The 16,248-nt window shown below is 60.3% G+C and carries 9 protein-coding genes and 1 pseudogene; all 10 read left to right on the forward strand.

The features are described 5' to 3' along the window. Positions 1-177 precede the first annotated feature (177 nt). Complete coding sequence (locus AC1V0D_RS08695) at positions 178-1,410, forward strand: MdtA/MuxA family multidrug efflux RND transporter periplasmic adaptor subunit (protein ID WP_058956690.1); 1,233 nt, start codon at positions 178-180, stop codon at positions 1,408-1,410. Beyond that, on the forward strand, positions 1,410-4,532 hold the full coding sequence (locus AC1V0D_RS08700; protein WP_482907263.1) for an MdtB/MuxB family multidrug efflux RND transporter permease subunit: 3,123 nt from the start codon (positions 1,410-1,412) through the stop codon (positions 4,530-4,532). The genes AC1V0D_RS08695 and AC1V0D_RS08700 overlap by 1 nt, the downstream gene beginning before the upstream one ends. Continuing rightward, positions 4,529-7,603 carry a multidrug efflux RND transporter permease subunit MdtC gene (mdtC, locus tag AC1V0D_RS08705; protein WP_482907264.1) on the forward strand — a complete coding sequence of 1,025 codons (3,075 nt, stop codon included), beginning with the start codon at positions 4,529-4,531 and terminating at the stop codon, positions 7,601-7,603. The genes AC1V0D_RS08700 and mdtC overlap by 4 nt, the downstream gene beginning before the upstream one ends. 40 nt (positions 7,604-7,643) lie before the next feature. After that, positions 7,644-9,062, forward strand: a pseudogene (gene mdtD / locus AC1V0D_RS08710) (multidrug transporter subunit MdtD); the annotation flags it as partial. Then, positions 9,059-10,444, forward strand: a complete 1,386-nt coding sequence (baeS, locus tag AC1V0D_RS08715) for an envelope stress sensor histidine kinase BaeS (protein WP_058956693.1) — start codon at positions 9,059-9,061, stop codon at positions 10,442-10,444. The pseudogene mdtD and the gene baeS, both read left to right, overlap by 4 nt. A 6-nt stretch (positions 10,445-10,450) precedes the next feature. Beyond that, on the forward strand, positions 10,451-11,158 hold the full coding sequence (gene baeR, locus AC1V0D_RS08720; RefSeq protein WP_009089220.1) for an envelope stress response regulator BaeR: 708 nt from the start codon (positions 10,451-10,453) through the stop codon (positions 11,156-11,158). Between the two features lie 123 nt (positions 11,159-11,281). After that, a complete protein-coding gene (gene trhP / locus AC1V0D_RS08725; protein ID WP_009089218.1) occupies positions 11,282-12,661 on the forward strand; it encodes a prephenate-dependent tRNA uridine(34) hydroxylase TrhP in 1,380 nt (459 codons plus the stop codon). Between the two features lie 222 nt (positions 12,662-12,883). Continuing rightward, positions 12,884-13,783 (forward strand): lipid kinase YegS, encoded by a 900-nt coding sequence (gene yegS / locus AC1V0D_RS08730; protein WP_046102207.1) that lies wholly within the window; start codon positions 12,884-12,886, stop codon positions 13,781-13,783. A 201-nt stretch (positions 13,784-13,984) separates the two neighbouring features. Then, positions 13,985-15,199 (forward strand): D-mannonate dehydratase ManD, encoded by a 1,215-nt coding sequence (manD, locus tag AC1V0D_RS08735; RefSeq protein ID WP_154927630.1) that lies wholly within the window; start codon positions 13,985-13,987, stop codon positions 15,197-15,199. Between the two features lie 10 nt (positions 15,200-15,209). After that, positions 15,210-16,220, forward strand: coding sequence for a Zn-dependent oxidoreductase (locus tag AC1V0D_RS08740; RefSeq protein ID WP_482907265.1), 1,011 nt, complete (start codon positions 15,210-15,212; stop codon positions 16,218-16,220). Positions 16,221-16,248 lie beyond the last annotated feature (28 nt).

Genomic DNA, 16,248 nt, shown 5'->3' on the forward strand with positions numbered 1-16,248 from the left:
CTTAATGACGATTGTGCTGCGATTAATGAAAGAACAGGCATAATTACGCCGTCCTGACAGATATCCTTAATTCCTTCAATTTCTGCCTGTCAGAGGCGACTACACTCTGTCGTTTGCAGGCTCCCCCTTTGATGCCTGCGCCTGGGACTACGTCACTGCTGGAGAGCATCAACAATCATGAGCACCCGACATCCTGTAATGAAAAAAACCCTGATCGTGCTGGCCCTGATCGCCGTGGCCGCTGGCGGCTATTACGTCTGGCAGCGCCCCGCTGAGCCGCAGAGCAGCCAGAGTGGCTCGCCAGCCCCACGCGGTAAGGGTGGCGATGACGGCGCACGCCGTTCGCTGGCACCGGTTCAGGCCGCTACAGCGACCCGCCAGAGCGTGCCGCAATATCTGAGCGGTCTCGGCACCGTCACCGCCGCCAATACCGCCACGGTGCGCAGCCGGGTGAATGGCGATCTGCTGGCGATCCATTTTACCGAAGGTCAGCAGGTCAAAGCGGGCGAGTTGCTGGCGGAAGTCGATCCGCGGCCTTATCAGGTAGCCCTCACGCAGGCGCAGGGCCAGCTGGCGAAAGATCAGGCGACGCTGGCTAACGCCCGCCGGGACCTGGCACGCTATGAAAAGCTGGCGAAAACGTCGCTGGTGTCGCAACAGGATCTGGATACCCAGCGCTCGCTGGTCAGCGAAACGCTCGGCACGCTGAAAGCCGATGAGGGCAGTGTCGCCAGTGCGCAGCTTAACCTCACCTACAGTCGGATTACCGCCCCCATTGCCGGCCGGGTTGGTCTGAAACAGGTGGATGTCGGCAACTACGTGACCAGCGGCGACACCAACGGCATTGTGATCATCACCCAGACGCAGCCGATCGATGTGGTCTTTACCCTGGCAGAAAACAGCATCACGCCGATTCTGAAAGCGCAGAAAAGCGGTGAGCCACTGCTGGTGGAAGCCTGGGATCGCAGTAACCAGAATCTGATTGCCAGCGGTAAGCTGCTGAGCCTGGACAACCAGATTGATGTCACCACCGGCACCATCAAAATCAAAGCGCGTTTTGACAATCAGGATGACACGCTCTTCCCCAACCAGTTCGTCAATGTGCGCCTCAAGGTCAACACCCTGCAGGATGCGATTGTGATCCCGCCTGCCGCGCTGCAGATGGGCAACGAGGGCCACTTTGTCTGGGTGGTCAACAGCGACAACAAGGTCAGTAAGAAAAGCGTGATGGCCGGGCTGCAGGACAGCCAGAAGGTGGTGGTCAGCGCCGGTCTGGAAGCGGGTGAGCGTGTCGTCACCGATGGTCTGGATCGCCTGACTGAAGGTGCGAAAGTCGAGGTCGTGACCGCCCAGAGCAGTGCACCGGGCAGCAGCCGGGCCACCCTGCCGTCAAAAGGAGAGCGTGAGTAATGCAGGTCATGCCTCCCGATCACAGTGGCGGGCCGTCACGGCAGTTTATTCTGCGTCCGGTTGCCACCACGCTGTTGATGATTGCGATTTTACTGGCCGGGGTGCTGGGTTATCGCTTCCTGCCGGTGTCGGCCCTGCCAGAAGTAGACTATCCGACCATCCAGGTGGTCACGCTCTATCCGGGCGCCAGCCCGGATGTGGTCACCTCTTCCATTACCGCCCCGCTGGAGCGCCAGTTTGGCCAGATGTCCGGCCTGAAACAGATGGCGTCGCAAAGCGCGGGGGGCGCCTCAGTTGTGACCCTGCAGTTCCAGCTGTCGCTACCGCTGGATGTGGCGGAGCAGGAGGTGCAGGCCGCCATTAACTCCGCCACCAACCTGCTGCCCAACGATCTGCCCAATCCACCGGTTTACAGCAAAGTGAACCCGGCCGATCCGCCGATCATGACGCTGGCGGTCACCACCAGCAGCATGCCGCTGACGCAGGTTCAGGACATGGTGGAAACGCGGGTGGCGCAGAAGATTTCTCAGGTCAGCGGCGTCGGCCTCGTCACCCTGTCGGGCGGTCAGCGTCCGGCCGTGCGGGTAAAAATGAATGCCCAGGCGCTGGCGGCGCTGGGTCTGACCAGCGAAAGCGTGCGCACCGCAATCAGCAATGCCAACGTCAACTCCGCCAAAGGGAGCCTGGATGGCCCGACCCGCTCAGTCACCCTGTCAGCCAATGACCAGATGAAATCTGCTGAGGATTACCGCCAGCTGATTATCAGCTATAAAAATGGCGCACCGGTGCGGCTTGGCGACGTGGCGACCATCGAACAGGGCGCGGAAAACAGCTGGCTGGGTGCGTGGGCCAACCGCGATGCGGCGATTGTGCTCAACGTTCAGCGTCAGCCCGGAGCCAATATCATCGCCACCGCCGACAGCATTCGCGCCATGCTGCCAGCGCTGACGGCGACGCTGCCAAAATCGGTGGAGGTGAAACTGCTCACCGACCGCACCACCAATATCCGCGCGTCGGTCAGTGACACACAGCATGAGCTGATGCTGGCGATGGCGCTGGTGGTGATGATTATCTACCTCTTTCTGCGCAATGTGCCGGCCACCCTGATCCCGGCAGTCGCCGTGCCGCTGTCGCTGATCGGCACCTTTGCCGCGATGTATTTCCTCGGTTTTTCGATCAACAACCTCACGCTGATGGCGCTGACCATCGCCACCGGCTTTGTGGTCGACGATGCCATCGTGGTGATTGAGAACATCTCACGCTATATCGAGAAAGGAGAAAAGCCGCTCACCGCTGCGCTGAAAGGGGCTGGCGAGATCGGCTTCACCATCATCTCCCTCACCTTCTCGCTGATTGCGGTACTTATCCCGCTGCTGTTTATGGGGGATGTGATTGGCCGCCTGTTCCGCGAATTTGCCGTGACGCTGGCGGTGGCGATTCTGATTTCTGCCGTGGTCTCGCTGACGCTGACGCCGATGATGTGCGCCAGAATGCTGAGCGCAGAGTCGCTGCGTAAACAGAACCGTTTCTCCCGGGCCAGTGAAGCGATGTTTGACCGCATCGTGGCCGTTTACGGTCGCGGCCTGAGCCGGGTGCTGAATCACCCCTGGCTGACGCTGTCGGTGGCGCTGGGCACGCTGGTTCTGACACTGGTGCTCTGGATGATCATCCCCAAAGGCTTCTTCCCGCAGCAGGACAACAGCATTATTCAGGGCACGCTGCAGGCTCCCCAGTCCGTTTCCTACGCCAGCATGGCGCAGCGCACCCGCGACGTCGCCTCGGTCATCATGAAAGATCCGGCGGTGCAGAGCCTGACCTCCTTTGTCGGCGTGGATGGCACCAACGCCTCGCTGAACAGCGCGCGGCTGCAGATCAACCTGAAACCGCTGGATGAGCGCGATGACCGTATTCCTGAAATCGAGCAGCGCCTGCAACAGCAGGTCAGTCAGCTGCCGGGCGTCCAGCTGTGGCTGCAGGCGGTGCAGGATCTCACTATCGATACGCAGGCGAGCCGCACCCCCTATCAGCTCACGCTGCAGTCGGGTTCCCTGTCGTCGCTCAGCACCTGGGTGCCCGCCCTGCTGAACCGGCTCAGAACCCTGCCGCAGCTGCGCGATGTCAGCAGCGACTGGCAGGATCAGGGGCTGGAAGCCTACGTCAATGTCGATCGCGACAGCGCCAGCCGCCTCGGCATCAGCATGGCGGATGTCGATAATGCGCTCTATAACGCCTTCGGCCAGCGGCTGATCTCTACCATCTACACCCAGGCCAATCAGTATCGCGTGGTGCTGGAGCAGGACAATCACGCCACGCCGGGTCTGCAGAGCCTGGACGCGATTCGCCTGAACAGCACCGACGGCGGCAGCGTGCCGCTGAGCGCCATTGCCCGCATCGAACAGCGCCATGCGCCCCTCAGCATCAGCCATCTCGACCAGTTTCCTTCGGCGACCTTCTCTTTTAATGTCGCTGACGGCTACTCGCTGGAAGATGCGGTGAAAGCGGTGTCGCAGGCTGAAGCAGAGCTGGGAATGCCGGCGGAGATGATGACCCAGTTCCAGGGCAGCACCCTGGCGTTCGAAGCGGCGCTGAGCAGCACCGTCTGGCTGATTGTGGCGGCGATTGTCGCGATGTATATCGTGCTGGGTGTGCTCTATGAGAGCTTCATCCACCCCATCACCATCCTCTCCACCTTGCCCACGGCCGGTGTCGGCGCGCTGCTGGCACTGATGCTCAGCGGTAACGAGCTGGATATTGTGGCGATCATCGGCATCATCCTGCTGATCGGTATTGTGAAAAAGAATGCCATCATGATGATCGACTTTGCGCTGGCGGCCGAACGTGAACAGGGAATGAAACCCTATGACGCCATCTATCAGGCCTCACTGCTGCGCTTCCGTCCGATTCTGATGACCACGCTGGCGGCCCTGCTGGGTGCACTGCCGCTGATGCTCAGCACCGGCGTCGGCGCGGAACTGCGTCATCCGCTGGGGATTGCGATGGTCGGCGGCCTGATTCTGAGTCAGGTGCTGACGCTGTTCACCACGCCGGTGATCTACCTGCTGTTTGATCGCCTGGCGCACGCCACCCGCCGCCGCTTCGGCCGCACGGAGGCCGCAGAGTGAAGTTCTTTGCCCTGTTTATTCACCGGCCCGTCGCCACCACCCTGCTGACGCTGGCCATCGCGCTGGCCGGAATTCTGGGGTTCCGGCTGCTGCCGGTTGCCCCGCTGCCGCAGGTCGATTTTCCGGTGATCGTCATCTCCGGCTCGCTGCCGGGGGCCTCACCCGAGATCATGGCGTCGTCGGTCGCCACGCCGCTGGAGCGGTCGCTGGGACGTATCGCGGGCGTCAGTGAAATGACCTCGATGAGCTCGCTGGGCAGTACCCGCATCATTCTGGTGTTCGATTTCGATCGCGACATCAACGGTGCCGCGCGCGACGTGCAGGCTGCGCTCAACGCGGCGCAAAGCCTGCTGCCGACCGGCATGCCCTCACGTCCGACTTACCGCAAAGTGAACCCCTCTGATGCGCCGATTATGATCATGACGCTGACCTCGGATACCTACAATCCGGGCCAGCTCTACGATTATGCCTCGACGCAGCTGGCGCAGAAGCTGTCGCAGATTCAGGGGGTCGGCGACGTTACCGTGGGGGGCAGTTCGCTGCCCGCCGTGCGCGTGGCGCTGAATCCGCAGGCGCTGTTTAATCAGGGTGTCTCGCTGGATGCGGTGCGCACCGCCATTTCCGACGCCAACCAGCGCCGCCCGCAGGGCGCAGTGGATGATTCACAGCAGCGCTGGCAGTTGCGCACCAATGACGCGCTGCAGACCGCCCGCGAGTATCAGCCGCTAATCGTGCATTATAAAAATGGCGCGGCGGTGAAGCTGTCTGATGTGGCGACCGTGGAAGATTCGGTTCAGGACGTACGCAACGCCGGGATGTCACGCGGTAAACCGGCCGTGCTGCTGCTGATCCGCAAAACCCCTGACGCAAACGTCATTGAGACGGTTGACCGCATCCGTGCCGAGATGCCGCTGCTGCATGAGGTGATCCCGGCCGCCATCGACCTGCAGATTGCCCAGGATCGCTCCCCTACCATCCGTGCTTCGCTGCATGAAGTGGAGCAGTCGCTGTTAATCGCCGTCGGGCTGGTGATTCTGGTGGTGTTCGTGTTCCTGCGCTCCGGGCGCGCCACGCTGATCCCCGCCATCGCCGTGCCGGTCTCGCTGATTGGCACCTTCGCGGCCATGTACCTGTGCGGCTTCAGCCTCAACAACCTGTCGCTGATGGCGCTGACCATTGCCACCGGCTTTGTGGTGGACGATGCGATCGTGGTGCTGGAGAACATCGCCCGCCATGTGGAAGCGGGTATGAAACCGCTGGCCGCCGCGCTGAAGGGCGTGCGCGAAGTGGGCTTTACCGTGCTGTCGATGAGCCTGTCGCTGATTGCGGTTTTCCTGCCGCTGCTGATGATCGGCGGGCTGATTGGCCGTTTCTTCTCGGAATTTGCCATTACCCTGTCGGTGGCGATCGCCATCTCGCTGGTTATTTCGATCACCCTGACGCCGATGATGTGCGCGTATCTGCTGAAGCCTCACGCGCCACGCAGCCAGCCGCGCCGGCGCGGTGCAGGTCGGCTGCTGATGGCGATTCAGCAGGGCTATGGCCGATCGTTAAGCGTGGTGCTGAATCATGCGCGCTGGGTGCTGCTGCTCTTTTTCGCCACGATTGCCCTGACCGGCTGGCTGTTTGTCTCAATCCCGAAAACCTTTATGCCGGAACAGGATACCGGGCGACTCGCCGGGTTTATCTCCGCCGACCAGAGCATCTCGTTTCAGGCGATGCGCAGTAAGCTGCAGGATTTCATGGAGATCGTTGGAGCCGACCCGGCGGTGGACAGCGTAGTGGGCTTTACCGGCGGCATGCGCACCAACAGCGGCTCCATGTTTATCTCCCTGAAACCGCTCTCTGAGCGTAAAGAGAACGCGCAGGCGGTTATCGCCCGGCTGCGCGACAAGCTGGCGAAAGAGCCGGGTGCCAGCCTCTATCTGAATGCGGTGCAGGATCTACGCGTCGGCGGCCGGGAGTCGAACGCCGGATACCAGTATTCGCTGCTGTCGGACGATCTCAACGCGCTGCGCACCTGGGAGCCGAAAATCCGTCAGGCGTTCTCTGCCCTGCCGCAGCTGGCGGATGTGAACTCCGATCAGCAGGATAAAGGCAGTGAGATGGCGCTGACCTACGATCGTGAAAGCATGGCCCGCCTGGGCATCGATGTCTCCGAAGCCAATGCGCTGTTAAATAACGCCTTTAGTCAGCGGCAGATCTCCACCATCTACCAGCCGCTTAACCAGTACAAAGTGGTGATGGAGGTGGATCCGCGCTATACCCAGGATATCAGCGCCCTGTCACAGATGTTTGTGATAAACAGCGAAGGCAAAGCGATTCCGCTGTCGTGGTTCGCTCACTGGCAGCCCGCCAATGCTCCGCTGTCGGTGAACCATGAAGGGCTGTCGGCCGCCTCGACCATCTCGTTCAATCTGCCGGAAGGGGTCTCACTGTCACAGGCCTCTGACGCGATTGAGCGCACCATGACCGCGCTGGGCGTGCCTTCCAGCGTACGCGGCAGCTTTGCCGGCACGGCGCAGGTGTTTCAGCAGTCGCAAAGCAGCCAGCTGTGGCTGATGCTGGCGGCGATTGCTGCGGTCTATATCGTGCTGGGGATCCTCTATGAGAGCTATGTGCATCCGCTGACGATCCTTTCCACGCTGCCTTCGGCGGGCGTGGGCGCGCTGCTGGCGCTGGAACTGTTTGATACGCCCTTCAGCCTGATTGCCCTGATTGGTATCCTGCTGCTGATTGGTATCGTGAAAAAGAACGCCATCATGATGGTCGATTTTGCGCTGGAAGCTGAGCGTAACGGCCAGCTCAGCGCACGGGATGCCATTTTCCAGGCGTGTCTGCTGCGCTTCCGGCCGATCATGATGACCACACTGGCGGCGCTGTTTGGCGCGCTGCCGCTGGTGTTATCCAGTGGCGACGGGGCGGAACTGCGTCAGCCGCTGGGGATTACCATTGCAGGGGGTCTGGTGATGAGTCAGTTACTGACGCTCTACACCACGCCGGTGATCTACCTGATGATGGATAAGCTGCGGCGCAGAAAGCGGTCGCGGTCAGCCGCACCGCAGACGTAACGCCTGAGGCTGCAGCAGGCCACCGGGCAAACCGGCTGAATCGGGGGAAGGGATGAGTACGCAAAGCACGAACGTCCGCTGGCAGCTGTGGATTGTCGCCATCGGCTTTTTTATGCAGACGCTGGACACCACCATCGTGAATACAGCTATTCCGGCGATGGCGCACGATCTGGGCGTCAGTCCGCTGCACATGCATGCGGTGATCGTCTATTACGTCCTCACCGTGGCGGTGATGCTGCCGGTCAGCGGCTGGCTGGCGGATCGCTTTGGCGTGCGCAACATCTTCTTCAGCGCGATCCTGCTGTTCAGTCTGGGATCGCTGCTGTGTGCCCTCTCCGGCACGCTGGATCAGCTGGTGCTGGCGCGGGTGGTTCAGGGGATTGGTGGTGCCATGATGGTGCCGGTGGGGCGACTGACGGTGATGAAAATCGTTCCGCGTGAGCAGTATATGTCCGCCATGACCTTTGTCACCCTGCCCGGCCAGATTGGCCCGCTGCTGGGCCCGGCGCTGGGAGGGGTGCTGGTCGAATACGCCAGCTGGCACTGGATCTTCCTGATCAACATCCCGGTCGGCATCGCCGGCGCGATTGCCACCCTGATGCTGATGCCCAACTACAGCATGCAGACCCGCCGCTTCGATTTTGCCGGTTTTTTTCTGCTGGCCGCCGGTATGGCGACCCTGACGCTGGCGCTGGACGGTCAGCGCAGCAGCGGCGGCTCCGCCCTGCTGCTGGGTGCGATGATCCTTGCGGGCCTGTTCTCGCTGCTGTTCTACCTGATGCACGCGCGCGGCAATGATAACGCGCTGTTCAGCCTGAAGCTGTTTGATAACCGCCTCTACGCTATCGGCCTGCTGGGCAGTTTTACCGGCCGTATCGGCAGCGGCATGCTGCCCTTTATGACGCCCATCTTCCTGCAGCTCGGCATGGGCTACAGCCCGTTCCACGCCGGTCTGATGATGATCCCGATGGTGCTGGGCAACATGGGGATGAAGCGTATTGTGGTGCGCATCGTTAATCGCTATGGCTACCGCAACGTGCTGGTGATGTCGACCGTGGCGCTGGCGCTGGTGGTGCTGCTGTTTCCGCTGGTGGCGATCCTGGGCTGGGTCTGGCTGCTGCCGCTGGTGCTGTTTCTGCAGGGCATGGTCAACGCCATTCGCTTCTCCTCGATGAACACGCTGACGCTGAAAGAGCTGCCGGACACGCTGGCGTCGAGCGGAAACAGCCTGCTGTCGATGATTATGCAGCTGTCGATGAGTATTGGCGTCACCGTCGCCGGGCTGCTGCTGGGCGCCTTTGCCCAGGAGGGCGCAGCCAACAGCGCAGCAGAACATCAGATGTTTATTTACACCTACCTGTGCATGTCACTGATTATTATCCTGCCCGCGCTGATCTTCTGGCGCGTTCCGCCGCAGGTGAGCAGCAACGTCGATTTGCGACGCCGGAGAAAACAATGAGAGTTAACCTGCGCCTGGGTATCGGGGCCAAACTGTTTATGGCGATTTTCGCCACCTGCATGCTGGTACTGATTACCATGCACTGGGGAGTCCGCCTCAGCTTTGAGCATGGCTTCGTCGACTATATCAAGCGCGGCAATCAGCAGCGCCTGAGCCTGCTCGGCGATGCGCTGGCCGATCAGTATGAGCAGCACGGCAACTGGGATTTTCTGCGCCACAACGACCGCCTGGTGTTCACCATGCTGCGTTCGCTGGAGCAGAATCCGGGCAACAGTCAGCTGCCGCCGCATGGCTGGCGCACCCAGTTCTGGATCCTCGACCAGCAGTACAGGGTGCTGGTCGGGCCGCCCACGCCGGTGCCGCCTGAGGGCACGCGACGCAATATCACCACCAGCAACGGTAAGGTGGTCGGCTGGGTTATCGGCTCCCCGCCGGAGCGGCTGACGCGCAGCACCGACATTAACTTCGATCAGCAGCAGCGCCGCACCAGCTGGATTATCGTTGGCCTCTCGACGCTGCTGGCGGCGCTGGCCACCTGGCTGATGGCGCGCGGGCTGCTGGCTCCGGTCAAACGGCTGGTCGACGGCACCCATCATCTGGCCGCGGGCAACTTTGCCACCCGCGTCGAAGTCAGCAGCCGGGACGAACTGGGCCAGCTGGCCGGTGACTTTAACCTTCTCGCCAGCTCGCTGGAGAAAAACGAAAGCATGCGCCGCGCCTTTATGGCGGATATCTCCCATGAGTTACGCACGCCGCTGGCCATTCTGCGCGGTGAACTGGAAGCGATGCAGGATGGCGTGCGCAAACTGACGCCGGAAGCGATCGCTTCGCTGCAGAGTGAAGTGGTGGTGCTGACCAAGCTGGTGGATGACCTGCATCAGCTGTCGCTGTCGGATGAGGGTGCCCTGGCTTACCGCAAACAGGCGACCGACCTGGTGCAGCTGCTGGAAGTCACGGCGGGCAGCTTTGCCGAACGCTACCGCGCGCATGGCCTGACGTTAAAGCTGAACCTGCCCGATGATGCTCCCTTCTTCGGCGATCCCGATCGCCTGATGCAGCTCTTCACTAACCTGCTGGAGAACAGCCTGCGCTACACCGACAGCGGAGGCCGGGTTGAGGTGACCCTGAAGTATCAGGCTCCGCACTGGCGGGTAGAGTTTGATGACAGCGCGCCGGGCGTGGATCGGGAACATCAGGCGCAGATTTTTGAACGCTTCTTCCGCACCGAAGGCTCCCGTAATCGTGCCAGCGGCGGATCGGGACTTGGCCTCGCCATCTGTAAGAACATTGCAGACGCTCACGGCGGCGATATCTCTGCGTCGCACTCTGATTTAGGTGGACTGAAAATCGCGCTACACTTGCGCTATGTTCCCCTTGCGTAGACGCTTATGAGCCTGGAAAACCACGACCCGCTGATTCTGGTGGTCGAAGATGAGCCCAAACTGGCGCAGCTGATGATCGACTATCTGCACGCCTCCAATTACCGCACCCATCACATCGCCGACGGCAACGGCGTGCTGGATTATGTGCGCCAGACCCCACCCGACCTGATGCTGCTGGACCTGATGCTGCCCGGCACCGACGGTTTAACGCTGTGCCGGGAAATCCGCCGGCATTCGGAACTGCCGATTATTATGGTCACCGCCCGCACCGAGGAGATCGATCGGCTGCTGGGGCTGGAGCTGGGTGCCGATGACTATATCTGCAAACCCTTCAGCCCGCGGGAAGTTGTCGCGCGGGTTAAGACCATTCTGCGCCGGGTAAAACGTTCGGCGGAAGAGCCGCAGAGCAGTTCGCTGCTCAGAGTCGATGAGAGCCGCTTTTCGGCCAGCTGGCGTGATAAGCCGCTCGATTTAACCCCGGCCGAGTTTCGGCTGCTGAAAACCCTGTCGCTGGAACCGGGCAAGGTCTTTTCGCGCGAGCAACTGCTCAACCATCTCTATGATGATTACCGCGTGGTAACCGATCGGACCATCGACAGCCATATCAAGAATCTGCGGCGCAAGCTGGAGAATCTCGACAGCGAGCAACCTTTTATCCGTGCCGTCTACGGCATGGGCTATCGCTGGGAAGCGGATGCCTGTCATTTGATCTAGTTTGATCCCGATCAATTTACTTCCCTTTTCTCACTGCCTACAATTCCGCACCTTTTGCAGGGCTTCACGGCCCTGCCTCTGCCGCCTCTGGCGGCATACTGACCTGACATCAGTGAGAACCCCATGAAACCTGAACTGCTCTCCCCCGCCGGGACGCTGAAAAACATGCGTTACGCCTTCGCCTATGGTGCCGATGCCGTCTATGCCGGTCAGCCGCGCTACAGCCTGCGGGTGCGCAATAATGAATTTACCCACGAAAATCTCGCGCTGGGCATCAACGAAGCGCACGCGCTGGGCAAAAAATTCTACGTGGTGGTCAACATCGCGCCGCACAACGCCAAGCTGAAAACCTTTATTCGTGACTTAACGCCGGTGGTGGCGATGCAGCCTGATGCGCTGATCATGTCCGATCCGGGTCTGATTATGCTGGTGCGTGAGGCCTTCCCGGCGATGCCGATCCATCTCTCAGTGCAGGCCAATGCGGTCAACTGGGCCACGGTGAAGTTCTGGCAGCAGATGGGGCTGAGCCGGGTAATTCTGTCGCGCGAGCTGTCGCTGGAGGAGATCGCCGAAATCCGTCAGCAGGTGCCGGAGATGGAGCTGGAAGTCTTTGTTCATGGTGCGCTCTGTATGGCCTATTCCGGCCGCTGCCTGCTCTCCGGCTATATGAACAAACGCGATCCGAACCAGGGCACCTGCACCAACGCCTGCCGCTGGGAATACAAAGTGGCCGAAGGCCAGCAGGATGAGGTGGGCAACATTGTCGGCATCCACCAGCCGGTGACGGTGCAGGAGGTGACGCCAGCGCTGGGCATCGGTCAGCCGACCGACAAGGTGTTCCTGCTGGAAGAGAAGATGAAACCTGGCGAAGTGATGAGCGCGTTCGAAGATGAGCATGGCACCTATATCATGAACTCGCGGGATCTGCGTGCAGTGGCACATGTGGAGCGGCTCAGCGAGATGGGCGTCCATTCGCTGAAGATTGAGGGACGCACCAAGTCCTACTACTACTGCGCGCGCACCGCCCAGGTGTATCGCCGCGCGATTGACGATGCCGCCGCGGGAAAACCCTTTGATGCGTCACTGCTGCTCACCCTGGAGGGTCTGGCACATCGCGGCTATACCGAAGGCTTTCTGCGTCGTCACACTCACGACAGCTACCAGAACTATGAGCAGGGCTTTTCCGTCTCCGATCGTCAGCAGTTTGTGGGCGAGTTTACCGGCGAACGCCGGGGCGAATGGGCCGAAGTGGCGGTAAAAAATAAGTTCATGCTGCACGACAGCGTGGAGATCATGACGCCCGACGGCAACCTGCAGTGCCAGCTCGATGCGCTGCAGGACAGCCGTGGCGAACCGACCGACGTAGCACCCGGCGACGGTCATCGCGTCTGGCTGCGGGTGCCTGAGGCGGTGGATCTGCGCTTTGCGCTGCTGCTGCGTAACTTCGATCACGGCGAAGATACCCGGGCGCCTCATAATCGTTTACCAACGGAAACAAATTGATGAAATCAGAACAGGATCACAGACCCCTGCGCCGGGCTGCTTTATAGTCCCGCCTGCTGCTAACGAGTAACAACAAACGGCAGATTTACCAGGAACCACCTCATTTACCCGCCCGGCTCCCCCGTGCGGGTTTTCTTTTTTCATGCTTTCGCCAATAATCTGGTGCTGGAAGCTGTGTTATACCTTCCCCCTCCTACTCTGTAGATCATCAAGGAACGCACAATGGACAATAAACCGCTTACGCTGCTCATCCTGAATGGGAAAGGCGCCGGTAATGACGATCTGCGCGATGCTATCACGACCCTGCGGGAAGAAGGCTTTGAGATTGCGGTGCGCGTCACCTTTGAGAAAGGCGACGGCGATCGCTATGTCAAAGAGGCGATTACGCTGCGGGCTGCTACCGTCGTTGCCGGTGGCGGCGATGGCACCATCAACGAAGTTGCGACGGCGCTGGCGGCTTCGGAAGCGGAACATCGCCCGGTGCTGGGCATTCTGCCGCTGGGCACCGCCAACGACTTTGCCACCAGCGTCGGTATCCCGGAAGAGATGGAGCCGGCACTGCGGCTGGCGATTCAGGGCAAAGCGAGTGCCATCGATCTGGCCCGGGTCAACCAGAGTCACTACTTCATTAACATGGCGACTGGCGGCTTCGGCACCCGGATCACCACAGAAACCCCGGAAAAGCTGAAATCGGCGCTGGGGGGTGTCTCCTACTTTATTCACGGCCTGATGCGCATGGACACGCTGAAACCCGACACCTGTGAGATCAGCGGTCCCGATTTTGCCTGGCAGGGTGATGCGCTGGTGATCGGCATCGGAAACGGGCGTCAGGCAGGCGGCGGACAGCGACTGTGTCCCTCTGCCCTGATTGACGACGGGCGGCTTGATGTCAGCATCGTCACCGCGCAGGAGCTGCTGCCGACCCTGTTCCATTCTCTTACCGGCGATGATGACAATCCCGGCATCGTCACCACGCAGCTGGAATCACTGACGATCCGATCGCCTCATGAGATGACCTTTAACCTGGATGGTGAACCACTCTCCGGACGCGAATTTGTGATTGAGGTAATGGCAGGCGCGCTGAGCTGCCGTCTGCCTCCGCAGTGTGCCTTACTCTCCTGATGCTGAGGGGGCAGCGCCCCCTTTTTGTTTCTCCCTCCCCTCCTGATGTTACCTTTATTAACATACACCCCTGTTTTCTCACGCTTTTTCTGGCGATAAAAACAGCATGTGACTGGCTTCACAACTCTGCCCTTTTAACTTGTATGGTAGTATTAATGCGCGTACGTTTTCATCATCGAAGGCTGACTCAAGGCAAACAGGATGAAGATTGTAAAGGCAGAAGTATTTGTAACCTGCGCAGGCAGAAACTTTGTCACCGTCAAAATCACCACCGATCAGGGCCTGACCGGCATTGGTGATGCAACCCTTAATGGCCGGGAACTGCCGGTCGCCTCCTACCTGAAAGATCATGTCTGCCCGCAGCTGATCGGCCGCGATGCGCATCAGATCGAAGACATCTGGCAATACTTCTATAAAGGGGCCTACTGGCGTCGTGGCCCGGTCACCATGTCTGCGATCTCGGCGGTCGATATGGCGCTGTGGGATATCAAAGGCAAAGCGGCCAACATGCCGGTTTATCAGCTGCTGGGCGGCGCCTCCCGCACGGGCGTCATGGTCTATTGCCACACCACCGGTCACTCCATCGATGAAGTGATGGATGACTACGCGAAGCACAAAGAGCTGGGCTTTAAGGCGATTCGCGCCCAGTGCGGCGTGCCGGGCATGAAGACCACCTACGGCATGGCGAAAGGGAAAGGACTGGCCTATGAACCGGCGACCAAAGGTAACTGGCCGGAAGAGCAGCTCTGGTCAACGGAAAAATACCTCGATTTCACCCCGAAACTGTTCGCCGCGATCCGCGATAAGTTCGGTTTCGATGAGCATCTGCTGCATGACATGCATCATCGTCTGACGCCGATTGAAGCGGCGCGCTTTGGCAAAAGCGTGGAAGATTATCGTCTGTTCTGGATGGAAGATCCGACGCCGGCTGAGAATCAGGAATGCTTCCGCCTGATTCGCCAGCACACCGTCACACCGATTGCGGTGGGCGAAGTGTTCAACAGCATCTGGGATTGTAAGCAGCTGATTGAAGAGCAGCTGATCGACTATATCCGCACGACCATTACCCACGCGGGCGGCATCACCGGCATGCGACGCATCGCTGATTTTGCATCGCTCTATCAGGTGCGCACCGGCTCACACGGCCCCTCTGACCTCTCCCCGATCTGCATGGCCGCGGCGCTGCACTTCGACCTCTGGGTGCCCAATTTCGGCGTGCAGGAGTATATGGGCTTCTCTGAGCAGATGATGGAGCTGTTTGACGCCAGCTGGAGTTTTGACCAGGGCTATATGCATCCTGGCGACAAGCCGGGCCTCGGCATCGACTTCAACGAAAAACTGGCGGCGAAATATCCCTATGAACCCGCCTATCTGCCGGTCGCCCGTCTTGAAGATGGCACCCTCTGGAACTGGTAAGGAGACCGTTATGAAAAGCGTTGTGATTGAAGAACCGGGCAGGCTGGTCATCGCTGAACGTCCCCTGCCGCAGCCTGCGCCAGGGGAAGTCCGGGTGAAGGTGGCCTATGCCAGCATCTGCGGCTCAGATGTGCATATCTGGCACGGCCATAATCCCTTTGCGAAATATCCACGGGTGATTGGTCATGAATTTTTCGGCGTGATCGATGCGGTCGGTGACGGTGTTGATACTGCCCGTCTGGGGGAACGCGTTGCCGTCGATCCGGTGGTGAGCTGCGGCAGCTGCTATCCCTGCTCGGTGGGCCGCCCCAACGTCTGCACCACGCTGCAGGTGACGGGCGTGCATCGTGACGGCGGCTTCAGTGAGTATGCGCTGACGCCGGCTAAAAATGCCTGGCGCCTGCCGAACACCATTCCCGACCAGCTCGCCAGTCTGGTCGAGCCGTTTACCATCGCGGCCAATATCACGGCCTTTCTCAGGCCGCAGCCGGACGACGTGGCGCTGATCTATGGTGCTGGCCCGATGGGACTGACCGCGATTCAGGTGCTGAAAGGCGTCTATAAGGTGAAAAAGGTAATGGTGGTGGATCGGCTGCCGGAACGTCTGGCGCTGGCTGAACAGAGTGGTGCCGACCAGCTGTTCGACAACAGCGCGATCCCGCTGGCAGCGCAGCTGGAGGGCGTGCAGCCCACGCTGATTATTGATGCGGCCTGCCATCCCGCCATTCTGGCGGAAGCCGTCGCACTCGCCTCACCGGCGGCGCGTATCGGCCTGCTCGGCTTCTCCGGTGAACCCTGCAGCCTGACCCAGCAGAGCCTGACCAGTAAAGAGCTGTCGCTGTTTACCTCACGTCTGAACAGCAACCGCTTTCCGCAGGTGATCGACTGGATAGAAAAAGGGTTAATCCAGCCGGAAAAACTGGTCACACACACTTTCCCCCTGCAGGAGATTGAGCGCGCGATGACCCTGTTCGAAAAAGATCCGCGCACCTGCTGCAAAGTGATCCTGCAGATGGGGTAATGCGTTGCTGAACACCAGGTGTCCTGAG

It is taken from the genome of Pantoea sp. PA1, from assembly GCF_056856975.1.